21 protein-coding genes are annotated in these 26,671 nt (G+C 35.8%); 13 read left to right on the top strand and 8 right to left on the bottom strand.

Annotated features, from left to right (window positions below; all coding sequences use genetic code 11):
- Positions 1-126: 126 nt before the first annotated feature.
- The 4 genes from IPI15_RS07675 to IPI15_RS07660 are packed head-to-tail and all read left to right on the top strand — an operon-like array spanning position 127 to position 3,658.
- A complete protein-coding gene (locus tag IPI15_RS07675; protein WP_287419765.1) occupies positions 127-786 on the top strand; it encodes a hypothetical protein in 660 nt (219 codons plus the stop codon).
- Positions 787-819: 33 nt separating this feature from the next.
- Positions 820-1,884: a sensor histidine kinase gene (locus IPI15_RS07670; RefSeq protein WP_287400453.1), complete on the top strand. Its 1,065-nt coding sequence runs from the start codon at positions 820-822 to the stop codon at positions 1,882-1,884.
- Between the two features lie 9 nt (positions 1,885-1,893).
- Complete coding sequence (locus IPI15_RS07665; protein ID WP_287400452.1) at positions 1,894-2,955, top strand: sensor histidine kinase; 1,062 nt, start codon at positions 1,894-1,896, stop codon at positions 2,953-2,955.
- Positions 2,948-3,658, top strand: a complete 711-nt coding sequence (locus IPI15_RS07660) for a LytR/AlgR family response regulator transcription factor (protein WP_287400451.1) — start codon at positions 2,948-2,950, stop codon at positions 3,656-3,658. Before IPI15_RS07665 ends, IPI15_RS07660 begins: the two co-directional genes overlap by 8 nt.
- Before the next feature lie 226 nt (positions 3,659-3,884).
- Here the strand turns inward: IPI15_RS07660 and IPI15_RS07655 are convergent, their stop codons facing one another.
- The gene (locus IPI15_RS07655; RefSeq protein WP_287419763.1) at positions 3,885-5,378 is read right to left on the bottom strand and encodes a T9SS type A sorting domain-containing protein; all 1,494 of its coding nucleotides are present in this window, start codon (positions 5,376-5,378) and stop codon (positions 3,885-3,887) included.
- Between the two features lie 185 nt (positions 5,379-5,563).
- The gene (locus IPI15_RS07650) at positions 5,564-6,634 is read right to left on the bottom strand and encodes a WG repeat-containing protein (protein WP_287400448.1); all 1,071 of its coding nucleotides are present in this window, start codon (positions 6,632-6,634) and stop codon (positions 5,564-5,566) included.
- Positions 6,635-6,845: 211 nt separating this feature from the next.
- On the opposite strand from IPI15_RS07650, the gene IPI15_RS07645 reads away from it, so the two are divergent.
- The gene (locus IPI15_RS07645) at positions 6,846-7,358 is read left to right on the top strand and encodes a DinB family protein (RefSeq protein WP_287419761.1); all 513 of its coding nucleotides are present in this window, start codon (positions 6,846-6,848) and stop codon (positions 7,356-7,358) included.
- A gap of 261 nt (positions 7,359-7,619) precedes the next feature.
- Complete coding sequence (locus IPI15_RS07640) at positions 7,620-10,499, top strand: fibronectin type III domain-containing protein (RefSeq protein WP_287400446.1); 2,880 nt, start codon at positions 7,620-7,622, stop codon at positions 10,497-10,499.
- Between the two features lie 173 nt (positions 10,500-10,672).
- Here the strand turns inward: IPI15_RS07640 and IPI15_RS07635 are convergent, their stop codons facing one another.
- Positions 10,673-11,584: an FkbM family methyltransferase gene (locus tag IPI15_RS07635; protein WP_287400444.1), complete on the bottom strand. Its 912-nt coding sequence runs from the start codon at positions 11,582-11,584 to the stop codon at positions 10,673-10,675.
- A 42-nt stretch (positions 11,585-11,626) separates the two neighbouring features.
- The gene (locus IPI15_RS07630; protein ID WP_287419759.1) at positions 11,627-13,078 is read right to left on the bottom strand and encodes an oligosaccharide flippase family protein; all 1,452 of its coding nucleotides are present in this window, start codon (positions 13,076-13,078) and stop codon (positions 11,627-11,629) included.
- 265 nt (positions 13,079-13,343) lie between these two features.
- Between IPI15_RS07630 and IPI15_RS07625 the strand changes: the two genes are divergently transcribed.
- From IPI15_RS07625 to IPI15_RS07610, 4 genes are all read left to right on the top strand, one after another.
- Entirely contained in the window at positions 13,344-14,642 is a 1,299-nt protein-coding gene (locus tag IPI15_RS07625) for a DUF2851 family protein (protein ID WP_287400441.1), read from the top strand.
- A gap of 305 nt (positions 14,643-14,947) precedes the next feature.
- Positions 14,948-15,535: an REP-associated tyrosine transposase gene (locus IPI15_RS07620; RefSeq protein WP_287400440.1), complete on the top strand. Its 588-nt coding sequence runs from the start codon at positions 14,948-14,950 to the stop codon at positions 15,533-15,535.
- Positions 15,536-15,727: 192 nt separating this feature from the next.
- Entirely contained in the window at positions 15,728-15,967 is a 240-nt protein-coding gene (locus IPI15_RS07615; protein WP_287419758.1) for a hypothetical protein, read from the top strand.
- A gap of 440 nt (positions 15,968-16,407) precedes the next feature.
- Complete coding sequence (locus IPI15_RS07610; protein ID WP_287400437.1) at positions 16,408-17,349, top strand: YihY/virulence factor BrkB family protein; 942 nt, start codon at positions 16,408-16,410, stop codon at positions 17,347-17,349.
- A gap of 59 nt (positions 17,350-17,408) precedes the next feature.
- Here IPI15_RS07610 and IPI15_RS07605 read toward each other — a convergent pair whose 3' ends face one another.
- Positions 17,409-17,663 (bottom strand): SemiSWEET transporter, encoded by a 255-nt coding sequence (locus IPI15_RS07605; RefSeq protein WP_287400435.1) that lies wholly within the window; start codon positions 17,661-17,663, stop codon positions 17,409-17,411.
- A 189-nt stretch (positions 17,664-17,852) separates the two neighbouring features.
- Here IPI15_RS07605 and IPI15_RS07600 point away from each other — a divergent pair, with 189 nt between their 5' ends.
- A complete protein-coding gene (locus tag IPI15_RS07600; protein WP_287400434.1) occupies positions 17,853-19,313 on the top strand; it encodes a T9SS type A sorting domain-containing protein in 1,461 nt (486 codons plus the stop codon).
- A 114-nt stretch (positions 19,314-19,427) separates the two neighbouring features.
- Here IPI15_RS07600 and IPI15_RS07595 read toward each other — a convergent pair whose 3' ends face one another.
- Both IPI15_RS07595 and ggt read right to left on the bottom strand, forming a co-directional pair.
- A complete protein-coding gene (locus tag IPI15_RS07595; RefSeq protein ID WP_287400432.1) occupies positions 19,428-20,003 on the bottom strand; it encodes a nitroreductase family protein in 576 nt (191 codons plus the stop codon).
- Positions 20,004-20,844: 841 nt separating this feature from the next.
- Complete coding sequence (ggt, locus tag IPI15_RS07590; protein ID WP_287400431.1) at positions 20,845-22,539, bottom strand: gamma-glutamyltransferase; 1,695 nt, start codon at positions 22,537-22,539, stop codon at positions 20,845-20,847.
- A 134-nt stretch (positions 22,540-22,673) separates the two neighbouring features.
- Here ggt and IPI15_RS07585 point away from each other — a divergent pair, with 134 nt between their 5' ends.
- Entirely contained in the window at positions 22,674-23,771 is a 1,098-nt protein-coding gene (locus IPI15_RS07585; RefSeq protein WP_287400430.1) for a putative type IX sorting system protein PorV2, read from the top strand.
- Positions 23,772-24,179: 408 nt separating this feature from the next.
- Here IPI15_RS07585 and IPI15_RS07580 read toward each other — a convergent pair whose 3' ends face one another.
- Positions 24,180-25,310, bottom strand: coding sequence for an HU domain-containing protein (locus tag IPI15_RS07580; protein ID WP_287419757.1), 1,131 nt, complete (start codon positions 25,308-25,310; stop codon positions 24,180-24,182).
- Between the two features lie 214 nt (positions 25,311-25,524).
- Here IPI15_RS07580 and IPI15_RS07575 point away from each other — a divergent pair, with 214 nt between their 5' ends.
- On the top strand, positions 25,525-26,622 hold the full coding sequence (locus tag IPI15_RS07575; protein WP_287400427.1) for an LptF/LptG family permease: 1,098 nt from the start codon (positions 25,525-25,527) through the stop codon (positions 26,620-26,622).
- The last annotated feature ends 49 nt before the right edge of the window (positions 26,623-26,671 follow it).

Raw genomic sequence — 26,671 nt, 5'->3', positions numbered from 1 at the left:
CAAAATAAAAATATCATGAATCTATATAAATTAACATTGCTACTAATAATTTCCATTTCACTTACTAATTGTAGCACACCAGACAAGGAGACTTCGTTATTAGAACCAAAGTTCCAAAGATGTTACATGTCGAAAGAATTTGTGAATAATCTTCTATGGAAAGAGGTGATTTATGAGGACGATGGCTCTTTCAATATTGATCAGGTATTGTATTATCAAAATAATATAATTCGTCAGGATTGGACAGAAAGCTACGATTATAAAGATGGTAAAATTAGTCGCAAATCTGACGCATACACCTCATGGGAGTATGCCTATAATGATCATGAAGATCTTGCTTCTGTGATCACTTGTGACAATGCTTCCGGCAACTGCTGCACCAGCACTTATGTATATGATTACGACATTAACAATCTACCTCAAAAGATTACAACTTCTTGCAATGGAGGAGGTGGTTACTCAGAAACCTTTGATTACACCAATCTTGACAGCAGGTCATATTTTTACATTTATCAGGATGCGAACGAAACCAGCCTTAGCTCATATCAAAAATTTGTTGAACAGTTTATCGATCCGAATGCTTCATTATTCCCTGATGGAATCAATTATTATGTAGATAGGATCATTGAAGATTATAAGTCCAAACAATTCATAGAAAAGGTGATTGATCCTGGTGACTTAAAGGGTCGCTATCCAATTAAAGTAAATGAATTTATTTACAGTTTACCAAATTTCCAACAAACAGGTCAAAATGTCTATACCTATGAATATGTAGGTTGTGAATAAATATTCATTATATTTATTCGATATATCAATTTAATGGCGGATAACTTTCGATTTAACAAATACTTTTCGGCACCAGTCACGCTTAATATTTATGCGTGGCTGGCTTTGTCATTTTTAATTTTCTGGGTTATCAATCCCGGTAATCAGAATATGGAATTCAAGGTTATACTCTTGGCCTCTCTAAGTATTTTTTCTTCTGTGCCCTACTTCGTTACAAACTATTGGCTGATTCCAAAATTTCTTTACACAAAGAAATTTTATGCATTGGTCATTCTGACTGTTATTTCTATCATTGTATGTGCCTTAATCTGTATGTATGGAACTATGTATTCAATGACTTATTACATACCATATGAAGAATTAATGCCTTCTTCTGAATATGTTATTTACTATTTTCACATATACTTTTGGAATGCCTTACTTGGGACATTTTCAGCCGGTGCGGTCGCATTATATTTCAGTAAGAATAACATTGAGAATCTATTTGCAAGTGTTCAAAGTGAAAAAATACAGGCAGAGCTATTATTTCTAAGAGGTCAAATCAATCCAAATTTTCTCATTTCTGTCATGGATACACTTCAGGATAATATAAACGAGGAGGGTATAAAAGTACAGGAATCTGTTTCGACTTTCAAAAATTTACTTAATTATCAATTATTTGAATGTAATAATGATGAGATTAATATTGAAAAAGAAATAGAATATTTGGCAAGTTATATTAAAGTGCAATCCAACAGAATGGAGGTGGGATCAGATATTCAATTAAATACAACTGGAGCATTAACTAATTTTAAAATTGCTCCATTGATGATTTTGCCATTAATAGAAAATGCATTTAAACATGTTTCACATTTCAATGACCCTTACAGAAATAAAATCTATATAGACATTTACAGAGATAAACCAACGGAACTCCTGATCAAAGTCGCAAATACATATGAAGACAACAAGGGATCAAAACATCTGGTAAAAACTGGAGGCATCGGGCTTGTAAACTTAAAACGTAGGCTGGAATTGCTTTATACCAATACACATGTATTTACGACGAAATCTCTCAATGGTTTTTTTACCGCTGAATTGTTATTGATAATTGATTAAAGCCAAAGAATGAAGTGGAATAAAATACACATTTGGGCTAAAAAATATAAATTACTCCATGTATTCTTCTGGCTTGCTATAATTGCAATGAATTCTTTTGTCTATTTCGATTCTGATGTGCCTCTAATGGCTACTCTATTTGAAAATATAATGATGGTCATGATAGGCTTTGTACCCTTTTATTTTACAGCTTATTATCTTGTCCCAAAATACCTATACCAGAAGAAGTTCATAATTTTCTTTTCTATAGTCACTGTTATGGCCATAACTATGACAATGACATATCTTTTATACTATTATATCAACATTTATATATTTCATCTAGACGAATTCCGAGAGACATTTAAATCAAATGTTTTCTTCAATTTACTCCAACATTTCTTTATTATTTTCTGGACATATATGGTACCTCTTATCAGTTCAGGAACAATAAAGGTAATGTCTGACAGATTTCGATCCGAAACAAAATTAAATGAAATTAAGGAGGAAAAACTATCGACTGAATTAAACTTTCTAAGGAGTCAGATCAATCCGCACTTTCTTTTCAATGTGATGAATACAATTTATTTTCAAATCTCCAAAGAAAATAAAAAAGCAAGGCAATTGGTGGAAATAATAAGTGATATGCTGAGATATCAATTATACGAATGCACTGCGCCGAAGGTTGATATAGAAAAAGAGCTCGAATATTTAAATAATTATATTTATATAAAAAAATTCAAGAAGGGTTTCAGAGGGAATATTGAATTAACTATTGATCCCGATGTAAGATGCAGATCAATTGCCCCGCTTCTGATCCAGCCCATTGTAGAAAATGCTTTTAATTACCTTGAAATAACCCGTAATAATAAAGTCATGTATTTTAACATAACAAATTATGAAAATAATGGCATTCTCATTCAAATATCAAATGAAGGTGCGGCCATACCTAATGGCTCCTATGTAACAGATGACACACAATTAATTAATTTTAAAAGAAGGCTCGAAATATTATATCCTGATCAGCATTCATTTGCCCATCACAAAGACAAAGCACACTATTTTTCAAAACTCATACTTAATCATGGATAAAATTAAATGTTTAATTGTAGATGATGAACCAATTGCCCGAGAAGGTCTTGCTGAACATGTCGAACAAATCGACTTTTTGAAATTAATTGCAACTTGTAAAAATGCCATTGAAGCAACCAACTGGATGCAAAAATCTGATGTTGATCTTATTTTTCTGGACATTCAAATGCCAAAAGTCACAGGCATTGAATTTGTTAAAAATTTGAAAAATCCACCGTTGACAGTATTTACCACAGCCTATCCTGAATATGCTATTGAAAGCTATGAACTTGATATTGTAGATTATCTATTGAAGCCAATTAGTTTTCCAAGATTCATGAAAGCAGCACTGAAAGCGAAGGAAATTCTTGCCCAACATGAACCTCACCAGATCTCTAACGATGGTTTTTTCTTTGTAAAATGCAGTCAAAAGATAGAAAAGATCATTGTACAAGATATAACTTATGTAGAAAGCATGTCTAATTATGTCATAATTCATACTAAAGACAAAAAATATATGACCTACCTTACTTTCAAAAGTGTCGAAGATCAGCTACCGTGTGACCAGTTTATTCGTATTCATCGCAGCTACATGGTGGCCTTGAATGCGATTAAGACGATTGAAGGTAGCGACCTGATCCTCGAAGGAGCTACCCTCCCTATTAGTAAAAACTACAAGGATGAGGTAATGCTGCACATTGAGAAGTTTTTATTTAAAAGGTAAAGAAGTATCAAAATTATTTGTTCTGTTGGTTAAAACCAAAGGCAATTTAGCCGATCATAAATGCATGAATGAGGCTTTTTATATAATACGAACCATAGTTTTGTTAGATTCAACTTAATGCTTAAACATTTCTATAAAGTGAAGCAATAAATTGCATTTTAATTTACCTATACTTTTTAGCAAATAAATATTTTAAAACATTGCAAATTCGTCCTTTCGTGGAATTTTAAAACTTTTGAATTTTTAATATATCAACCAGTCTTATTTTATCTTTTAATTTAAGAAAATAATTTCCTGGTATTTCAATATCTAATTTAATAAAATTACCATTTTCAATATTAAATTTTCGAATCGTTCTGCCATAAATATCAATTATATCAAAATCAAGTTTGTTGCTATAATCTCCGTCCCATGTGATCATAATTTCATCTTGAAAAGGGTTCGGAAAAGCTTTTAACCCAATATCATTTATTATTCGGTTTGCTTTTGATAAATCAGGCTTCCCTTCTGACGCTCCAATTGATCGCAACCCGGCATAATTAACTCCATAATAGTCAATTACGGGCAACATAGAATTAAATCCGGTTGCTATCGCCGGACTATTTTCCAGCAACGTAAATGCTTCAAGTACCACATTTGCAAATTCAGGATTACTACCAATGATGTTATTTTCATCTGTTACCGGAATAGCATTTGGCGCACTATTTCCTGTATTTTCATAGTTATACCACAAGTTATTACTCATTAAAAATGTCTCAGGAGCAGTATTTGGACCGATATTGCAATCCGTACTTACAGCATTGCTTTTATAAATTATATTATTTCTGAATGAATTATTTCCACAAAGTTCAAATCTATCCGGATCAACAGTCTCCTGCAGTATGCGCATGACCCATTTTTCAGGAGAAACGATCGTATTGTTGATCACCTCCACCCTTACACATCCCACAAATGCAATCGGAGCAACAGAACCAATAAAAATATTGGAAAAAACCTGAATATCTGCAGCTTCAAAAGTTGCATCTATTGGCCTGAAAAATTCGAGACCTGTTGAACCACCCAGATTCAAACTTCTCTGTCCACAATTTTTAAAAAAATTTCTCTGTATAGTAAGGTATTGAGTTCCGCCTTTGGCTTGAATGGCATTACTTCCCAAATTTTCGAATAAATTCTGTTCAATTATTCCACGATGACAACCCACCATATCAACACCACTTCCTCCTGCAGATCCATTGATAAAATCACAATGGTTGATCAAAAAATCGTTCACCCCTGACATTTTCAACAAGTCATTATTGCCGGAAGCATTAATATCTCTGAAAATGCATCTTTCGAAAGTGATGTGATGGGAAGGGGTATCGTAACTTCCTCCATCATCCATATTAAATCCATTTCCGGTTTGCTGTTCAAAGACAAAACCTTCGATCTTTAAATAAGCCGCATCACTCAATTGCCAGGAATTTGTACCCCCTTGAATGACTACTGAACTGGCACTCTCTGCTCTAATATAAATCCATTGAGTGTTTGTTCCTTGTAATTCATTGACGAATTCACCACCCGGATAAGTTCCGGAATGAAAGAGGATTGTATCACCGGGCAAAGCATCTTGAGCTGCATCCGATAAAGAATTATACGGCTGACCTGGGCCAACGTGGAGGGTATTTGCGGAAAGAGATGCTGTAAAAATGAGTGCTAGGATTAGGGAAAATAAGAATTTCATAGCAACATTTATTTGTTAATCAAAATTAGTAAAATATGATTTATACTCAACGAAAACGGTTAACCATAACCCCCAATCTCCCAACCCCCCCCCACAACACAACCACTCAAACGAAATTTAAAACATGGACATTTCTTTTTCCAATTAGTAAAGTATTGCTATTGTGTGCTCAACAAATAGCTTTTCTACTCACTCACGTAGCCGCTTTCTTTGGGCAAATAAAGTTTTTCTGCGCTATTTAACACACCACCATATCCGGACTTATGCTTTACAAAAGTATCATACCCAAAATCCTTCGAGAGTCTTTGAAATGAATTTTGAAATTCCGGTTTTAATATTAACTGTCCACCTTTAGAAATCAATCCCCAATACATACCTACTCTGAACTGCAAATAGGGCAATTTCTGGTCATAAATAAATGACAATGCAGTCATACCGTTGTACTCAAAACGTGTGTTGCCATCCATGTCCAGTAATTTAAAAGAGCCATCTTCCGGATTTTGGTAGATAGCACTTACTTTCTCTCCAGAATCAATTGTCACAGGCTTGAGATTATACGCACCAAATTTCTCTGCTAAAATATCCCATAGTTTTTGTTGATTTCTGGAATTGTAATCACTTTGAACAGACACCATTTCTTCCATGTCAAAATAATCAGGTGGTGCAGAGATTACTTCCCCAAAAGAGTTATAGTAGGTATACTTCTCCAAATCGCTGCACTCATAGTAATAAGTTTCATTTGAGTACACTATTCTTACAAACCCACCTTTCCAAATTTTAGCAACATTATTGTGAAATAAGATGGTGGTAGACCCTGTTTGGTTTGATTCTAGTGCAACAAGACCTCCTTGACTATTAATATTTGTGAATTTCTGCCGATGAATGATATTGCTGTAGCGAATATCTACCACTTCTACTGAATCATATCCAATCTTACAAAAAGCAAATCTTTTATTCCCATCATATTCAAGTTGTGGATACTTAGCCGGTATTATTACTTCACCCTTCTTGTCCAATAGACCATATAAAGGTTTTCCTGCTCCATTCTCAAAAATTATTTCCGAAAAAATTGCACAGTTGTTTTCCCATTGCCTTGGAAATAAATCAATGAAAGCATATTTGGGTGGCAGTATTATTTCTAATTTGCTGTTGATCAATCCAAATCGATCTTGGTAAGAAAAAGGATAGACGGTTTGAGCTGAAGTAAATGAAATGCTTATATGAATAAACAATACAAGAAGAAATAAATGCTTCATTAATAGATCTATTGATAAAAAGTAATGAATGAGAAGTATTAAAAAATTAAAGCTGCTAATTATAATCTTCCAAACATCACAAATTTAAATCATTATTTCGCAATTGATCATTCAAAACTAGATTATATCGATATTGATCAATACAATAGGACATTTAATCTTTTTGCATAAATTTACATCTTATAATAAAGACCTCCATAATTCAAAGAAGATGCAAAGACCATTACCAGGTGAATACAACCCATATTTTCAAAGATATTTTGACCTGATTCCTGAAGGTGACTTGATAGATCTCCTGAGACAAAATGGTGGAGAGGCGGTTGAGTTTCTTCTTTCAATTCCACAGGAGAAGGAAAACTATGCATATGCTGAAGGTAAATGGAACATTAAGGAAGTGCTGAATCATATAAATGACGCTGAGCGGATTTTTGCTTACAGATCACTTGTGGCGGCCAGAATGGATGGTACGGCAAACTTATCAAGTTTTGATGAAAATGATTATGCCAGAAATGCAGATGTATCTCATAGAGACCTCAAAGACTTGATCGAAGAATTCAGAATATTAAGAGAATCATCAATTTTTCTTTTGTACAATTTGAAAGACCAGCAAAGCTCATTCCGTGCTCAAAGTGGACTTTACCCTTTTACAGCCAGAGCGGGTGCAAGCTTCTTGATCGGGCATGTCATCCATCATATAAATGTGCTGAAAGAGCGCTATTTATAATTTTTAATCATCAAAGGAAAAAGTTTTAGTTTTATCCCAATAAAGTTGTATTTTTGTCTATTCCCAATACATTATTTCTTATATTTGAATTTGCAGCAAGTTTTATTTATACCTTGCAGCCGATTTAAGTATTTTCAGATAGTTTTTATCTTAATTTCTAGCAGTTTTATTCTGAAGTTTTTATAAAGACAACCTTAAAGCAGTAATTTATATAGCCTTATCCTTCCGTGTGTAAATTATTAATGTTTTAATCTATTGACTATGCTATCTATTAAACTCTTTTTCCGGCAGTTCTGCCTGGCATTTCTATGCTTTTTTGTGGCAACTTCCCCTCTTTATCTGAACGCCCAGATCAATGTTTCAAAAGTTAAACCAATCGCAATGGCTGTCCAGAAGGCACAGCAAAAGCAAACAGTTTTTGAGGTTATAAATCTTTTTGAAGCAGATAAGAGCATCGATACCAGAACCAACCATTCTGAAGTACTTGCACAATCATCTTACGCTACAATCAAAAAAACTGCTCTAAAACAATTAGTCGCCAATAAACCTGAAGCTATTCAATTGAGTGTGCCCTATTTCGAAGATCAGATCACAATGGATCTCGTCAGAGTAGACGTGTTGTCAGATGATTTCAAAACCTATTCAAGCGAATCCGGTGATCAGCCTTTAGATTATACTCAAGGGGTTTATTATCGTGGAATCATTGCAGGCGATGTTACTTCTGTGGTGGCACTTAGTTTTTTTGGCGATGAAATGGTCGGAATGGCTTCTTCCGATTATAACGGAAATGTAACTTTCAACAGAGAAGAGCAATCTGACAGATATTTAATCTATTCGGATAGGGACCTTAAAATTAAGAACCCTAATTTCTGTAGTGCTGAAGAACCGGAAAATTATGCAGAAGAAGTTCAGAAACATCTTGAAGACTATATCGAAACAAGGGATGTTAAATGTGTAAAAGTTTACATTGAATGCGATTATAAATTATACCTTAATAAAGGAACAGTAGCGAATGTCAATAACTGGATATCTGCTGTATATAATAACGTAGCTGCGCTATACGCCAATGAAAGTATTGTAACTCAGATTTCAACGACCTATGTTTGGACGACTCAGGACTCCTATAGCACATCGAGTAGTAGTTCAGCTCTTACCCAATTCAGAACTGCAAGACCAACATTCAATGGAGACCTTGCTCATTTGGCTGCGTTAGGCGGCAATAACCTCGGAGGTGTAGCATGGGTAAATGCATTGTGTTCTTCTTACAAATATGCATATAGTAATATTCAGGCAACATATCAAAATGTTCCCACTTACTCCTGGACAGTTGAAGTTATGACTCACGAGATGGGTCATAATCTAGGTTCGCCTCATACTCAAAGTTGTACCTGGTCAGGAGGAGCTCTTGACAATTGTTATACTACAGAGGGCGGTTGTGCTCCTGGTCCTGCACCCACCAATGGTGGTACGATCATGAGTTATTGCCATTTGACAAGCTATGGTATTAATTTCAACAATGGATTTGGAACCCAACCTGGTAATTTGATAAGAAGTAAGGTAAGTAGTGCATCATGTCTTGGCCTATGCGCTACAGGAGGTACTTCTTGTGATGTTCCTGCTGGCTTGGCAGTATCTGGTATAAATACAAATTCAGCTACGATATCATGGACTGCAGTATCTGGAGCGACTGGATACCAGGTTCAATATAGAAATGTTGGCGGATCTTGGGTGGTTTTATCACAGCAAACACCAACTACTAAATTAATTACAGGTCTAACTACAGGAACTACCTATGAAGTACAAGTGCGCACAATTTGTACAAGTGGCAACTCCAATTATAGTGCTTCTGTGATGTTTACTACAAGTGGTGGTGCCAGCTGTGGCGTCCCTACAGGACTATCTGCAGGAAGTATTACCAACAACTCTGCCAATATAACATGGGCAGCAGTAAGTGGTGCTACGACATATGATCTCAGATATAAACTTACCTCTAGTGGCACTTGGTCAACATTTAACACGACTGGAACATCTGTTAACCTGACATCTTTAGCTGCTAATACATCATACGATGTAAGCGTAAGGGCGAATTGTGCAAGTGGATCAAGTGCATATTCTTCAACGGTATCATTTACCACTACAGGAGGATCTACTTGTAATGTACCTACCGGACTTGCAGCATCCAATATTACATCTACTACTGCAACAGTATCATGGACAGCTGTGTCTGGAGCAGTTACCTATGACCTTAGATATAAGTTGACCTCAAGTGGCACATGGAGTAATTATAATACTACAGGAACTGCCGTTAACTTTACCGGCATGACTGCTGGCACATCATATGATGTTAGTGTCAGAACAAATTGCAGCGGAGGTTCGAGCGCATATTCAGCTACCGTAACATTCTCAACTGCAGGTGGTGGAGGTAATAGTTATTGCGTTTCAAAAGGGAATTCAAGTACTTATGAGTGGATAGACCTGGTAAAACTTGGTACGATCAATAATGTATCTGCATCTAATGGCGGATATGGTGACTTCACTGCACTGAATACCAATTTAACTGCCGGAAGTAGCAATACAATAACCTTTAGTGCGGGAATGTCATCTACTTACCCTGAGTATTGGTCAGTATGGATCGACTATAATAGTGATGGCGACTTCACGGATGCAGGTGAAAAGATCACTTCTTATGCTTCATCAAGTACCGGCAATATCAATAGGACTTTCAAAGTACCTACTACAGCTAAAAATGGTGCTACAAGGATGAGAGTGCAAATGAAATATAATGCATACTCTACATCATGCGAGACATTCAGTTATGGAGAGGTAGAGGATTATACTGTTACGATCGTCGGTGGCTCTAATCTTGTAAGTGAGATCAATAATACGATCACCGAATACACAGCTTATCCGAATCCATTTAAAGATGAATTCTATGTACATTTCAATGCAGGTGGCAATATTAAGACTACTATTACAGTGCTCGATGCCAATGGCAGAGAAGTATTGAAAAATAATGTAACATCTGTGATTGGCGTGAATGAAATACCGGTGGGTGGCACAAGTAATCTGCCGGCAGGTATGTACATCGTCCGACTGCAAGGTGAAAATATTAATGAAGCAGTTAAAATGATTAAAATGTAATTCGGATAAATAATACGTGATCAATTAATTAAATAATTAGCTGATCGTGTAGATATTAATCCTGAACTTAATATACATTAGACAAAGGAGGTTTCTGAAAAGAAGCCTCCTTTTTTTGTTGATACATCTAAAAGTAATACAAAGCAGAATTATTTAATTGCCCAGTATTATTCTCAGGTTTTTCTGAAAACTATATTATCAGAATCAATATTATTTAATTGAAAATGGGGGTCTATATTTTCAGTTAAAGTAAGTTTGCCTTCGGCGTTGATTAAATAACTTTTATATCCAATTGATCTTAATAATTCTGTCGCTTTTTTGTGATTAGAATTCTCCCGCTCAGAAGCCAGGTATTCCATGACAATATAGGTATTATTCATAGCAAGGTAATTCATTGCTCCTTTGATCACGTCATATTCTCCACCCTCTACATCCATTTTAATAATGGTAGGAATTATTTTATTATCGGTGACTATTTGGTCAATTGTAATAGCATCGACATCTACTCTTTTTGGCTTAACTGAAATAAACCAATCCTCCCTTTCAAATTGTGCAACATCTTTAGAATTGTATTCCGAATACATGGATGGAAATTCATAAAAAGAAATCAAGCCGCATTTATCAGAAACAGCCAAATTGAAAACATTAATGTTTGGAATTTCAGTAGTATTTTTTTCAAGTAAGGAATAAGTACTTTTCCCGGGTTCAAAAGAGAAGACCCTACCACCCTTGCCTACTAAATGTGCACCAAGTAATGTGAAATATCCATAGTGCGCTCCGATGTCCACAAAATTATCGCCTTGGTTGAGATTTTTGATTAAAAACTTTGCAAGTCTGATCTCTGAATCATGTGATTTTCCACCAGTCAGATATATATCAGTAGAAGCAGGCAGCGCGATATTCATCATTTGGGAGAAGAATAAATTTACTTCTTTAAACCGTTCTTTTTTAGAAAATGGATAGATAACTTTTCTGAAAAATATAGCTTCAATATACCTTCCAGGATGATTTAAGAATCTCTTTGTTTTGGAATATTCTGCAATTTTCTGTACCTCTGACAATTGATTTAATAAGGTTTCTTTCATATAAATATCAGTGTATGCAAATTCATTAAAATATAATCTAAATCAGCTCCTGGCCTTTAAAATACCAAGCAACATATTTAACTTATTCGGCAATAAACCCATTAAAAATGCGCTTCCTGATGTAATTATAAATCCTGTGATAAGAGGAATGATCCAGTTAATTTTCAAATCCAGATAATGTATCCATCCAAAAACAAATAAACACGTTATAATCAGAATGAACAATTTTAAATAAAATAATATTTGGGGTTTTACTCCGGCGATTGAATAAAAAATCACTGTTTGGCCTATAGCGATTAGAGAGTTGACTGTAAGAGCTGCCAGCGCCGCCCCTGTAGAATTATAATAGGGTATAAGAATTAAATTCAAGATAATACTCATGATTACTCCTGCGAAAAACAATAAATTCTGCTTTTTTAATTTTCCCAATGACATAATGGAAGCACCCATGATGATGCTCAAGCCAATTGGTATCATACATAGCATTAGCAGCCCAAGCGTATCTCCCCATACATCATTGCTGTAATGATACAATAGATTTCCGATTTCATTTCTATAGAAAAACCCACTGATGCCACCAATGATGGAAAAAGTCATCAATAACCCAAGAACGAAATATAGGAAATTCATCATCTGAACTTTATCCTTCAGGTAGGTAGAAAGCATGGGCAGTAAAAGATTTGAAAATAGCAATGCAAACATCATATATGCATCTAACAATCTAAAGCCCGCGGCATAAATACCTGCCTGATAATCTCCATCAGGAAGTAGTCGCTCCAAAAATACAGCGTCGATGCGACCATATACTCCCATCAAAAAGGTAATAAGTGCATATGGAGCTGCACGTCGGAGAAAGCTCGCAAGGTATTTCTTTCTAAAAGTCAACTTGTTTAGATGGATTTTTTTTGATAGCATCAAATAGGCTGTAAAACAAGTAATTGCAACACTTATCAGATATACATATAAAAAATCAGTGAGTGTAACTTGTTCCCAATAAGAGGTAAATAGCATCACACCTAATAGCAAGATCATGATTATTTTGTCCATAACAGAAAGAAGGCTATCGATACGATAGGCTCCTATTCCGGCAAGTATAGCCCGCATAAATGAAACAAAAGATAGGAATATCTGTATCAACAATACTATGAATAATATCTTCAGTCCTTCTTCATTATATCCAATAAAATAACCCACAGCAAATGTCAAAAAGATGTAAATGAGCAACAGGATTAATTTCAATCCGATCAGGTTGGAGAAGTATTTTGGTGCCAAATTCTTCGATGCAGATATATCCCGCTTTACCAGATTGGTGATGCCGAATTCCAAAAGTATCTGAAAAATGAGGGTATAGTTGAAAATACTGAAAAATAGACCATATTGCTCTGGGCCAATGGTATTCTGTACCTGAACATCTATGCCAAAGATATACAACGGTTTGACCAGCAGGTTAAGACCAAGTAATAAAAGTAGATTGACCGAAAATTCTTTCTTCATGTATTCTTTCGAGCGATAAAGATAGACGATTCTAAAAACAAGACGTAAAATTGTATTTACACTACAAAAGTATTGGAATATGACGGTAGGGACAAGGCTTGCCCTTGTCCGCATACCATACCATATGGGTGATAACATGCACTATACCAAATGCATAAATAATCAATAACACAAAAAAAATCAACGATTTATTTCCAATTCCAAATAATCTTATTTATTTTTACATCGTTACACCCAATTTTTAACACCCATTAAACTTCAAGTCATGTATACAACCCATGCTCCAGTTATCACTTCTGAATATTTACTTCATTACATCTGGCGGACTAAACAATTCAATCGGCTCAATTTAAAGCTTACGGATGGTCGCAAAGTTGAGATCATAGATTTCGGCAAATACAACACCAATAGCGGTCCTGACTTTCTTCATGGTAAGGTCAGAGTGGACGATACCTTGCTCATTGGTCATATTGAGATGCATCTCTCTTCCTCAGACTGGGATCTTCATCGTCATCAATTCGATCCTGCATATAATAGTGTCATCCTTCACGTGGTGGCAAGACATGACAAGGAAGTGTGCAACTATAATGACCATGAACTGATTACGCTGGAGCTCGGCGAACTCATTCATACAGACGTGGCGGAGAGGTATGCTTTACTTCAAAAACCTGGTTGGATTCCATGCGCTAATCTTGATCCTTCAAGAGTTCAGTACAATATCTGGAACATCTGGAAAGAGCGCCTTAATATAGAAAGGATGCAGTCCAAGGTTGCATGGGTTCATAATAACATAGAATCTACCAACTCTAATTGGGAAGAAGTGATGTATCGACAACTGTTTCAAGCTATGGGCACGAGTGTCAATAAGCATGCATTCAGCGTGTTGGCAGAGCGCATGGACTTTAGGATATTTATGAAGAATAGACATGACGGACTTTCCTCTCATGCACTGGTATTCGGGATGGCAGGATTATTGGAGAAAGAATTTGAAGAAGAATATCCATTGGAATTACAACGAACTTTCAGATTCCTCCAGCACAAATACGACTTAACTCCTATCAATCCTGTGATTTGGCGATACTCAAAAATGCATCCAAATAACTTCCCGGACATCCGAATTGCACAGATCGTATCCTTGTTAAGGCAACATGAATTGTTCTTTTCAGCGATTCTTGAGCAAGTAGATTACAAAATGATCCATCAAATGTTGGAAATAAAATCCTTGCCTCACTACTGGGAGGATCATTTTATATTAGGAGTTCCTGCCATCAAAAAGAAGAAAAGTCTAGGTAAAAATACCAGGGATCTAATCATCATCAATGGCATCATCCCGGTATTATTTATGTATGGCCAGGAGCAGCATCTTTCTGCCCTTCAAGAGAAAGCATTGGAATTAATGAGCTTCATTCCGGCAGAACAAAATGGCATTATAAAGCATTGGCTTAACCTGAATATAAGTTGTGAACATGCCGGTGATTCACAAGCGCTTCTAGAGTTGAAAAATAATTATTGCGATCATCAAAAATGCTTGAATTGTAGTGTGGGTCATGCGTTATTGAAGTAAGAAGAAAACTAGAGTGCGTAAGGCTGGTGCGAGTTTTATTGCGTTGGCGCTAGTTTTCAACTCGTGTCTTTCAACTCCTCCGCTGGCGCGAGTTTTTAACTCGTGTCATTGCAATTCTATCAAGTAATTTTATAGTCAATTATAGAATATATTAATAATTGAATTCTAATATATAGTTAAATTTTGGCTTCGGAAGGTCACGAGTTGAAAACTCGCGCCAGCGGTGACAGCGATATTATCCCTTCAAAGCCAAATAATTTTCTAAACTCCAAAATATTGATCTTTTCAATCTCAAATCCAACTACATGAGCACAAAATACAAGTTTCTCAATTCTTCCGGAATATATTTTATATCATTTGCTGTGGTTGATTGGATAGACGTTTTTACGAGACAAATTTATAAAGATATCGTGGTAAAAAGCCTGAAGTATTGCTGTGATCATAAAGGAATGAGATTGTTTGCGTGGTGCATTATGTCTAATCATATACATCTAATCTTTGACGTAAAGGAAAATATTAAACATGGCGAACTAATCAGAGATTTTAAGAAGTTCTCATCAAAAGAATTAATTAAAGCAATCATAAAAAATACCAAGGAGAGTCGGAAAGAATGGATGTTGGAAAGATTTTCTATTGCTGGCGAAGGTAGATCCAATGTTAAAAGTTATCAATTTTGGCAACAAAGTAACCATCCCATTGAGGTTTTTTCACCAACCGTAATCGCCCAGAAACTGGATTATATTCACTTAAATCCAGTCAAAGCAGGATTTGTAGATGAGGCTCATTTTTACATTTATTCTAGTGCGTCCAATTACTATTCGGGAAAAGGATTGATCGATGTAGTGATAATAGATCTGCCTATGAGTAATATTGGATATATCAGAATGGAATAAAAAAAGCAGGTTCAAATCTCCCCCGCTGGCGTGGATTTTACTCCGCTGACGCGAGTTTTCAACTCCTACGCTGGCGCGAGTTTTTAACTCGTGCCATTGCAATTCTATCAAGTAATTTTATAGTCGATTATAGAATATATAAATAATTGAAGTCTAATATATAATTGAAATCTGGCTTCGCAAGGTCACTAGTTGAAAACTCGCGCCAGCATGTATGGTCAGGAGCAGCATCTTTCTGCCCTTCAAGAGAAAGCATTGGAATTAATGAGCTTCATTCCGGCAGAACAAAATGGCATTATAAAGCATTGGCTCAACCTGAATATAAGTTGTGAACATGCCGGTGATTCTCAAGCGCTTCTTGAATTGAAAAATAATTATTGCGATCATCAAAAATGCTTGAATTGTAGTGTGGGTCATGCGTTATTGAAGTGAGAAGAAAACTAGAGTGCGTAGGGCTGGCGCGAGTTTTATTACGTTAGCTCGAGTTTTCAACTCGTGCCTTTCAACTCCTTCGCTGGCGCGAGTCTTTAACTCGTGTCATTGCAATTCTATCAAGTAATTCTATAGTCGATTATAGAATATATTAATAATTGAATTCTAATATATAGTTAAATTTTGGCTTCGGAAGGTCACGAGTTGAAAACTCGCGCCAGCGTGGAAAGAAATTCAACATCTCTAGTCTTTGTTCGACAGTTTTTCAACCATTTTTTAAAATCTTTAGCTCCAATATTCTGATTTGGTTCTTCTTCTAATGCACTTTTTATCAAAAATTTTGTTATTTTGCTGTTGATCGTACAGCTATACATTTTGTTAAGTTCGATTAAATAAAGCGCTAACTAAATATTTTAGAATAATTAGAAAGAAAAGGAAACATGGCCAAATTTTTTGAAAAACCATTTTTTAAGATTGCAAAAGCTACATTGATGGGTTTCCTGGACGACAAAGGAATGAAGTTGAGTGCAGCGCTGGCCTATTATACCATATTTGCTTTAGCACCATTATTACTTTTACTTATTTCTTTGGCAGGAATATTTCTGGGAAAAGATGCAATTCAAGGAAAAGTATTTGAAGAACTAAACGGTCTAATAGGAGCATCTGCAGCACTGCAAATCCAAGACATGATCAAGGCTATTGAATTGTCTGACAAATCCACATTTGCACTTGTAATTGGGATATTCACATTGTTCATTGGAGCGACCAGTATATTTGGTGAGATCCAGGACTCCATCAACATTATCTGGAAAGTTAAAGCAAAACCCAAAAAAGGCTGGCTTAAACTACTTAAGAATAGATTACTTTCTTCCTCTCTCATAGTCAGTCTAGGATTTTTATTAATTGTTTCACTGATCGCCAATGGTATGATCCTTGCAATGATGGACAGGCTCTCAAGGTTCTTGCCAGATATGACGGTTTGGATCGCCAACATATTAAATACAGCTATTACTTTTATTGTAATTACAATATTATTCGGCGCAATCTTTAAAGTACTGCCAGATGTAAAGATAAAATGGAAAGATGTGAGAACAGGCGCTATTTTCACGGCTTGTTTGTTTTTGATTGGCAGGTTTCTAATAGGGCTATATATTTCTACCACAGCTACCGGATCCACATTCGGTGCAGCAGGTTCACTTATCGTTGTTTTGGTATGGATTTATTATACAGCTGTTATATTATATCTGGGCGCAGAGTTTACTCAGGTTTATGCCGAGTACAAAGGGCATCACATCGAACCCGCAGATTTTGCTGTTGCTGTAATTCAGAAGGAATTAGAAAAAGATGTAGATACTTTGCCCAAGCAGCATGAAGATCTTTAAGAAAAGTGATTTGATAAGCTGCAATTTGGGCTGTAAACGAGGAGAGAAAAAGTAAACTTTTACTTGTAATGCAACTTCATCACTCCTATCAATATATTAACAACACAAGGAATAGCGTTCGCCACTATGATAATTACATCTTCTTTCAAAATACCATAAACTATCCAGGTGGCAAGACCTAATATCAGAACGGTGACCATTAGCAATGAAATATCTTTAGCTTCTTTATTCCTGATAATTTTAATTAACTGAGGAATAGATGCAGTCGCAGTAAGTATACTTGCGACAATTCCGGTAATAGTGTCTGGTTCCATTTTTTACACAAGTTAGATCATCTAAACAATGATCATTATTCACAAAGTTTCACTTATAACCAATAATTTATGGTATTCAACGATGTTGTTGAGATCGAAGTGTTAAAAAATTATTTAATGTGTTTAAAAGTCCACCTAAGCAAAAATAATTGCTACTTTTAAAAATCCAAATGCATTAAAATTTTCCTGATGAGTAAATATCTCTTATTAATTATAAGCTTATTTTCAACGGTTCAACTGTTTTCACAATCTCAATCGGCCAAAGAAAAATTAATTATTCATAACAAATTTTCCAAATTAATAAGTGAGGCTATTAATCTGAAATACACAAGTGACAGGGCTTTCAAGATGAAGTTTGACACCCTGTACTTGCTTCTTGCTGACCACCCGAATGCTGGCGAATTAGTTACAACGGTCGTCGTCGAATATGACGGAAAAGGTAGAATCAGTTCAGCTAAAATTAATAATGAGTCGGATGAGGATTACAATTATTATTACAAATATAAAGGTGATGAAAGCAGGTTCTCTACCATGGATTACTTCCTTTTGGAAAATGGGATAGAAAGATATGATGGTTTTCAATCACATCTTTACAATATAAAAGGGACTTTGATCTCCTCGAAAGAGTTTACAAAAGACAATGAATTGGTATATGCAGACTCATTAAACATTACTTTCGACAGCAATGAAAGAGTGACATCACAAACTTATTTATTTTATCAGGGAGGAGCGTGGAACAAAGGAAGCCGGATATATAATGTCCAATATAATGGTGACGCTGTAATTAAATATTCCAAAGAGGAAGAGGAATATACGCAGCAGGGGAATGACACTATTATTGATTACTTGTATGATGATCTTGTTTTTTTAAATAATGACCAATCATTTTTATTCAAAGGAATACAGGAATTTTTTGAAATAGATTCAGCAGGAGTTGACAATTTCTTTCTCAGTAGAGAAGATGCTGCACAGTTTTATGTAAATAGACCCATCCAATATAAAAAATACTTACTTGATGGAGTTACTCAGCCTCCTCTACTTTTCGAAAAATGTGTTTTCGAAAAGACTGATTTAATAAGAACTATTGTTCAAACTAGTTTCTCAACAGAAATTTACCAGATTCATTATGGTTTGAATGATGACAATAAGTTAGATAGATATTATTTTAAGATTCTAGGTGATACTTCTGAGTTTGCATTTTTTAAATACAATGAGCATGGAAGAATCTCTGAGATCACCTATGAAAGTGATCAAATGCATAGCCAGGAATTTGATAATTATGTGAAGGATGATCAAGATAGATTGGTAGAATTCCGACAGGACATAATCTTTGATTTTCTATCTGGATACTCAACCATTCTAAAATTTGGATATCGTGGCCCTGCCTCTATTATTGGTGAAGATGTCCAAACGACTTTGTTATATCCAAACCCTGCAGACAAACAATTAATTTTGGAAATACCATCCCAAATTAATTCACTGATTAATTACACCATAATCGATTGCCATGGCAAAAACTTACTTTCAGGAAAAGTATTATCAGGTGATGAACAGATCACTTTAAGTGTCGGTGATTTAATTCCGGGAACTTATCAAGTGGTCTTGAATTCAAAAGATAAAAAATGGATCAGCCGCTTTGTCAAGATTTAAGAAATGACGTTGCACTGCATATTGAAATAGCTATAATTTCTATGATTATTACGGAGCGCTGCAATTAGTCAAAATAGCCAATTGCAGCGCAACATAGAATGAACACTCTTGAAATTAATCCCGCCATTCCACCTTACTTCCGATCGGTGTCCTTTCCGAAGTAGGGATAGAAACATCCGTGTAGCCCATGTAAAATAAGCCTATACACTTTTGATTTTCTGAAAGGCTAAGGAAAGGGCCTATGTGCCTGATCATACTCGGAGAGCTCCAGTAGCATCCCAATCCATGAACAGTGCAGGTAAGCCACATATTCTGTACAGCACATGCGGTCGATGCAATTTCTTCCCATTCAGGCAAAAGATCCGGATGTGCATCCAATACTATTGCTATGACAGCAGCAGACTTTGTGATTTTTTTTGAAAACTCTTCAAATTTTTTCTCGGAGAATTTGTCTGCAGGTGCATTCGCCTTATATATTTCAGAAATTTTGTCTCCCAACGATTTCAAAGAATCGTTTTCAAAAACCACAAACTTCCATGGCTGTGTGAGTCTGTGGCTAGGGGCAAAATTTGCACTTTCAAGAACAGCTTCCATAACAGGTCTCTCGATCTTTCTATCGTTATATACAGTAGGAAAAACACTTTTTCTGGAGGCAATAATCGCCCTTAACGTATCTATATTAGATTGCATCTTCGTTTTTTTTCTTAGTAAATAGATTTTTGTAAATATTGTTCTGTCACGAGTTAATAAAAAAAATAATATCTTAAAGTTTGGTGTTGCATATCATATTGACAATCATTAGTATAAACAATTAATATTTTATAATAACATTGACTACATTATTGATTATCACATAATTAGCTTAATTGTGTAATATTCTAATTTTATTAAAATGATTTTATTTACCGGACACAACCATCGAAGTTTCCCCTTTTCAATAAAAGGCTTAATTAGAATATTAATATAATTGTTTGTTTGTTATTGATTTACTTATAAGCAAAATTAATTTTGCAGACACCCGAACGTAGGTTAACCTACGCTCAACACTTCATAGCGAATGATGAACAAAATTTAAAGTAAAAACTTAGATCGTGAGGCTCGGCGTAGGTTAACCTACGTCGTTGTGTCACCAAAGTTCACTTTGAACTTAACAAAAAAGATGTGTATAAACCCTAGCTTGCAGAGGGGTGCCAAAGGCGGGGTGTCTAGCCTTGGGTTTTTTTGTTACTTTTTTTTGCCAAGAAAAAAAAGTAAATAGAGTAATTAAACGATCCTAATAATACAAAAATATGTCAATGTATCAAATCGGATATCAATCATTTTTGGTTGATATCAATTTTTGTGTATGAACCCTAGCTTGCAGAAGGGGATATTGTACTAAACGACTTTTTATATCATAAATATCTGCATAATCTGCGTTCCCTTTTTCTCAAGTTATTTCTTTAATTTGGAAGCAAAGCATAACAGGTTAACTGACTTCCAACTTCTGATTTCTGACTTCTGATTTCTGAATTCTAACTTCTACCTTTATTTAATAACCCGAGATTGTACCATCGCCTTTACTTTTATCAGTGCCACCTTCTAGTGTGCCATCAGGGTGCACCATGATACAATCCAATTTGCCAAGTGCTTTTGTTTCTTTTATTTTGTGACCCATCTTTTGGAGGCCCAAAATAACTTCATTTGAAAACTTTCCTTGCTCCAGGTATATCACATCCGGAACCCATTGACTGTGCATTTTGGGGGATAGTACGGCTTGCAGCATAGGCATTTTGTAATCAATCACATCAACAATTGTTTGAAAATTCGCTGTTATAATTGTTGAGCCACCAGGTGTTCCGACAACGGCAAATAGCTTACCATCTTTCGAGATAATTGTAGGGGTCATACTGCTCAACATGCGCTTGCCGGGTTCTATACTATTGGCAGTGCCGCCAATTAATCCAAACATATTTGCTTCCCCCGGTTTAGAGCTGAAGTCATCCATTTCATTATTTAATAAAAATCCGGCATGATTAACTACTAGTTTAGAACCATAGTTATCATTAAGAGTTGTAGTAATTCCGACTCCATTTCCTTTTCCATCGACGACTGAAAAATGAGTTGTCTCGAAACTTTCAACAGTGGATGCTTTTCCAGGCAATATCTCTTGGCTTGGGGTGGCATGGTCCATGCTTATATTCTTGATCTTGTTTTTTACAAATTCTTTTGATAATAGTTCCGTTTCATGATTGTCTACATAATCAGGATCACCAAAATAAGTGGATCTGTCTGCATACGCACGTCGTTGCAATTCAGTAAGACCATGAATATATTGAACAGAATTAAGGGGATATTGACTAAGATTTAATTGCTCGAATCCATATAGCATTTGTGATATCATAATCCCACCGCTGGAAGGAGGCGGCATCATAGTTATTTGGTAACCTTTGTAAGATGTCACTATCGGTGCTCTCCATACTGCATGATATTCATCCAGATCTTTTTGAGAAATAAGGCCATAATGAGTGATCATAGCTGCTTTTATGTTTGTAGCAACAGCACCTTTGTAAAAGCCATTTCTCCCATAATCCCTTATCGCAGTAAGTGTTGTGGCCAGATCTTGTTGTATAAAACGATCACCAGCTTTCCATTTCTTTTGACCGTAGGCAGTAGAGAATTTTGATACAGAATCAATAATCTGGGCATATTCATTCATATGTTCCGCTTCATTGAAGGTTAAAATTACGCCATTCTGAGCCAGATCAACTGCAGGTTGGACTAATTGACACCAGGGAAGACTACCCTTTTCACGGTGCATTTGCCACATACCATCCACTGACCCCGGCACACCCGAAGCATAAACACCTACCAGACTCATATTGTCGATAACCTGCCCACGGTTATCCAGAAACATGTCCGTACTGGAAGTGTAAGGTGCCCTTTCCCGAAAATCAAGTGATCCTTCTTGTCCATTTTGATCTCTGTATACCATAAATCCTCCTCCACCAAGGTTTCCGGCTCTGGGATAACACACTGCCAGCGCAAGTTGAGTAGCGATCGCAGCATCAAAAGCATTACCACCTTGTTTGAGGATATCTATTCCTACTTTGGAAGCAGCAGGATGTGAACAAACAACCATTCCTTGTGAAAGTTTGGAACCATTTTTGCTTATAGCATTATTAGTAGTCTTACAACCGCTAAAAACAATTACAAAAAAGAGCACACTAAATAGGATATGACGCATAATCTTTTGATTTATGTGGATACTAAAATATGGTGAAAATTAGCTTTTTTTTATCATTTGGTAAGTTAGTAACACTTTTATTTCCGTGTTTATCGTTTATCAGATACTTTTGCGTTATCACTTGGAATTTTTTTATGAAGAAAATACACATATTATTTTTGCTATTCACCCTTGGATTCTCTTATTATTCCTTAGGTCAAGTCAAATATAGTAATGAATTCCTTTCTATCGGAGTAGGTGCCAGGGCGCTTGGTATGGGCGGAGCTGTGACGGGATCGGTCAATGATGTTACTTCAAATTTTTGGAATCCTGCCGGACTAAGTCAGATTGAATCAGGTTTTCAGGTGGCTGCGATGCATACATCATGGTTTTCAGGCGTGGGTAATTACGATTACATTGGTGTAGCTAAAAAACTCAATAATAATAATTCGGCTATTTCAATCGGGTTGATCCGATTTGGGATCGATGGTATACCAAATACGCTTGAACTCATTGATGAAAATGGTGAAATAGATTATAACAGGATCAAGACCTTCAGTGCAGTTGATTACGGTATCTTCGGTTCATATGCTAGAGCATTAAAAAATCCAAACTGGAGAGTAGGTGGAAGTGTCAAAATCGTACGCAGGACTATTGGTGATTTTGCTAATTCTATTGGTTTTGGTGTAGATCTTGGATTACAACATCTAGGTGAAAGGTTTTATTTTGGAATAATGGCCAAGGATATCACCACCACATTCAATACATGGAAAGGAACATTTTCTGAAGCAGACAAGGCGATACTTACTGCCACAGGCAATGATGTCATCGTGAAAGGCACAGAAACAACCAGACCAACAATCATCATCGCCGGAGGTGTGAAGACATTAATTGGCAAGAATAGTGGCCTGTTATTCGAACTCAACCTGGACGCAACTACTGATGGCAAGAGAAATGTATTGATCAGCGCTGATCCTATCTCTATCAATCCACATATTGGTGTAGAATATAGATATAAACAATTGTTTTTCCTAAGAGGAGGAATCAACAACCTGCAGCAAATTGTGGACATCACAAACCAAAACAAAAAGACCTGGAATGTTCAACCCAATGTCGGTGTGGGTATTAACATTGGTGCAGTCAACATCGATTATGCACTCACCAATATCGGTAATGTATCTGAGACGCGATTGTCTCATGTTTTCTCTTTGAAATTGAGTTTATCACCGAAGAAGGTGGAAGTGGATCAGTGATTCATAATCAGTAATCAGTAATCAGTAATATTCAACGCAGAAAGTAGTTTAATAGATTAGGTCTTAAATCTTTTTATTTTCTATTTTTCAATCTTCATTTGAAGCACCAATCTCTTATATAACTAAATTTAATGTGCTGTTAATCAGTCAAATAAGATCTGTGTATCAATAACTCCTCCCCCTGCCTCCTAAAAAAGGGGGAAATTCGTACATCGACATCCTTTATCATAATTGATCATGAATATCTGCGTCATCTGCGTTCCCTTTTTCTCAAGTTATCTTTTTGATTTTGGAAGCAACGCACTCTATGTGAACTGTCTTCTAATTTCATTGAGAAGAGCATCCTCACTTTCTCACCCTATCACCCTATCAACCTATCACCTCTTAACTACCTCACTCCTTCACCTCTCACTCAGACTCATACACCCAAGCTGAGCTATTGATTTTCTTCATGGCTTCAAGTGTACTTTCAATACTTTCGGAATCGCAATTGCATGCGGCACCGACCTTTGTGAGGTTTTTAGTTTTGAATGTAAATGGAGTAAATCCTTTACTTTTGACTTGTCTGGCAAGTTTTTTGGCATTATCGGGATTCGCCATTGCTCCTACAATTACCGCACAGGTTTTACCTGAAGGGCTTGTAATTTCTTCGCTGGTATCTGGTTTGACCGTTGTTGTTTTGACTGGTGTCGTTTTGACAATAGAAGGTACTTGTTTTGTCTTTTCGACTTTCTTCTCCTTTACAGGTTCTGAAACAATAGGAACTTCTTGTACTTTATTCAAACTCTGATCATAGTCAATCTCATCTACCATAGCAGCTTTATCAGATACACTATCCTTTACTTCAATGATGGTACTGTCCACGAAACCACTTGTAGCCAATTTGATACTGTCTTCGTTGATGGGAATAGCAACTACTGCCTTTTCATCCATATTATCTCCATAGGAAGTAGTATATAGATAATAAGCAATTAAGGAGATGCCGAATAAAAAGAAAGCTATTAATGCGGGTTGGGCCCACTTATTTTTTTGAGAGGCAACTTTTTCAGATCTTGTGTCAATAAATGAATTGATAGGAACCTCCGTTTCATGTATTTCATTTTTTACAAATTCTCTGGCGATTGGCTTGATTGTAAGATCCGGAAGTCCCAAAGTTGGCTTGATTGCTTTGATCTTATCACCAGGTACAAATTTCAAGGTATCGTTTTCAAGTAGATGCAAGGTACCAAACCCCGGGATATAAGAATATCCTAATTGTTTAAAATTATTTCTGATTTGATGCACATAAGCCTTGATCCTGATATTGGCCTCATATGGATCAAAACCTTTTTCTTTGACCAAGAAATCCAAAAATGTTAAATCGCCCTGATCAAAAGTAGATTCAGTAAATACTAAAGTCTGGCTGGGTGGAGCCAAGACGTTTTCGCCAAAATTCAATTTTGCACTTGTAGTAACAAATCTGAAAGTACCCAGATCGGGTATAATGGCGGATTTTTGTCTAAAAACCAGATCCAATAAATGTTCACTCAGTTCGACCACAATTCACTTTTTATTAAGTTCACAAACATATGTAATTTATAGGAATGTTTTAGTGTTGAATTGTAATTATTCACAGCAGTTAACAAACAAATCCGATAAGTGTAAATTTCTAAATAAATTCTACAGGAATCCTTTACAATTCTTTTTATAGAAACGATTAATACATCTTTCATACCTTTGACCGTTATCATTTGAATTATAACTCAATATATTTGTGGCAAACCCGCTTAAGATCCTCGATCAATTCATAATAAAGAAGTACTTGACTACCTTCTTTTTCACTGCATTTATCTTTACGATGATCGCTGTGGTGATAGATACGAGTGATAAACTTGAGAAATTTCTTCGGGAACCATGTACCTTACATGAGATCATATTTCAGTATTATGGAGCATTTATTCCACACATTAATTGGTTGCTTTGGCCACTGTTTTCTCTCATCAGTGTTATTTTTTTTACGTCTAGAATGGCTACTAATTCTGAAGTGATATCCATTTTGAATGCCGGTGTGAGCTACAATAGATTCCTCAGACCCTACTTTATTTCAGCAGGTTTATTGTGTTTTTTCCATGCATTGGGTAATCATATTTTTATACCAATGCTTAACAAAAATCGTATCGAATTCGAAGCCAAATATATCAAGAAGGTAAGTGATAAAAATCAGAATAATGATGTGCATCTGATGCTCAACCAAGATGATAAGGTCTTCGTTAGATTCTATAACCGCTCTGACAGTATGGCCAGAGATCTGCGCATTGAAAGGTTTAAAAATGGGCAACTTACAGAAGAGTACAAAGCAAGAGAAGCTAAGTTTACAGGCGATTCTAATATTTGGCAATTAGTGGGAATCGAGCAACACCTCTTTAATGGTCTCGATGAAAAACTATTTATAAAACCAAGGGATACGGTTAGGATGAAGTTAAATCTAACGCCGGATGATTTCTTCACCATCCGTAACTATAAAGAAACGCTCACCACACCCAAACTGCTAAAATTCATAGCCAAAGAAGAATCCCGTGGCACCGGAGTAGCAGGAGAATACAGGATAGAATTTCATCGAAGAACGGCTGATTCAGCTACTTTATTTATACTTATGCTTATAGGTGTGTCAGTTGCCTCGCGGAAAGTAAGGGGTGGTATGGGACTAAATCTCGCTGTGGGCGTGTCTCTCGGGGCATCTTATATGATACTTTCAAGATTTTCAGTGACTTTTGCTTTGAGTAATTTAATCCCTCCGATGCTTGGAGTCTGGATCCCGAATTTATTATTTATTGGAGTCTCGCTATGGTTGATCACACGCGCACAGAAATAGATAACTGAAGTTTCAGCTCTATCAATAAACTCTAAAAATATTAGAAGTC

The organism is Candidatus Brachybacter algidus, from assembly GCF_016707225.1.
GTDB classification, from domain to species: domain Bacteria; phylum Bacteroidota; class Bacteroidia; order Chitinophagales; family Saprospiraceae; genus Parvibacillus; species Parvibacillus algidus.
The sequence above is the reverse complement of the archived record's forward strand: the minus strand, read 5'-3'. Positions and strand labels throughout refer to the sequence as shown.

Coding starts and splice junctions, on each gene's coding strand:
- IPI15_RS07675 (WP_287419765.1), top strand. CDS start 127: ATGTCGAAAGAATTTGTGAATAATCTTCTATGGAAAGAGGTGATTTAT.
- IPI15_RS07670 (WP_287400453.1), top strand. CDS start 820: ATGGCGGATAACTTTCGATTTAACAAATACTTTTCGGCACCAGTCACG.
- IPI15_RS07665 (WP_287400452.1), top strand. CDS start 1,894: ATGAAGTGGAATAAAATACACATTTGGGCTAAAAAATATAAATTACTC.
- IPI15_RS07660 (WP_287400451.1), top strand. CDS start 2,948: ATGGATAAAATTAAATGTTTAATTGTAGATGATGAACCAATTGCCCGA.
- IPI15_RS07655 (WP_287419763.1), bottom strand. CDS start 5,378: ATGAAATTCTTATTTTCCCTAATCCTAGCACTCATTTTTACAGCATCT.
- IPI15_RS07650 (WP_287400448.1), bottom strand. CDS start 6,634: ATGAAGCATTTATTTCTTCTTGTATTGTTTATTCATATAAGCATTTCA.
- IPI15_RS07645 (WP_287419761.1), top strand. CDS start 6,846: ATGCAAAGACCATTACCAGGTGAATACAACCCATATTTTCAAAGATAT.
- IPI15_RS07640 (WP_287400446.1), top strand. CDS start 7,620: ATGCTATCTATTAAACTCTTTTTCCGGCAGTTCTGCCTGGCATTTCTA.
- IPI15_RS07635 (WP_287400444.1), bottom strand. CDS start 11,584: ATGAAAGAAACCTTATTAAATCAATTGTCAGAGGTACAGAAAATTGCA.
- IPI15_RS07630 (WP_287419759.1), bottom strand. CDS start 13,078: ATGAAGAAAGAATTTTCGGTCAATCTACTTTTATTACTTGGTCTTAAC.
- IPI15_RS07625 (WP_287400441.1), top strand. CDS start 13,344: ATGTATACAACCCATGCTCCAGTTATCACTTCTGAATATTTACTTCAT.
- IPI15_RS07620 (WP_287400440.1), top strand. CDS start 14,948: ATGAGCACAAAATACAAGTTTCTCAATTCTTCCGGAATATATTTTATA.
- IPI15_RS07610 (WP_287400437.1), top strand. CDS start 16,408: ATGGCCAAATTTTTTGAAAAACCATTTTTTAAGATTGCAAAAGCTACA.
- IPI15_RS07605 (WP_287400435.1), bottom strand. CDS start 17,663: ATGGAACCAGACACTATTACCGGAATTGTCGCAAGTATACTTACTGCG.
- IPI15_RS07600 (WP_287400434.1), top strand. CDS start 17,853: ATGAGTAAATATCTCTTATTAATTATAAGCTTATTTTCAACGGTTCAA.
- IPI15_RS07595 (WP_287400432.1), bottom strand. CDS start 20,003: ATGCAATCTAATATAGATACGTTAAGGGCGATTATTGCCTCCAGAAAA.
- ggt (WP_287400431.1), bottom strand. CDS start 22,539: ATGCGTCATATCCTATTTAGTGTGCTCTTTTTTGTAATTGTTTTTAGC.
- IPI15_RS07585 (WP_287400430.1), top strand. CDS start 22,674: ATGAAGAAAATACACATATTATTTTTGCTATTCACCCTTGGATTCTCT.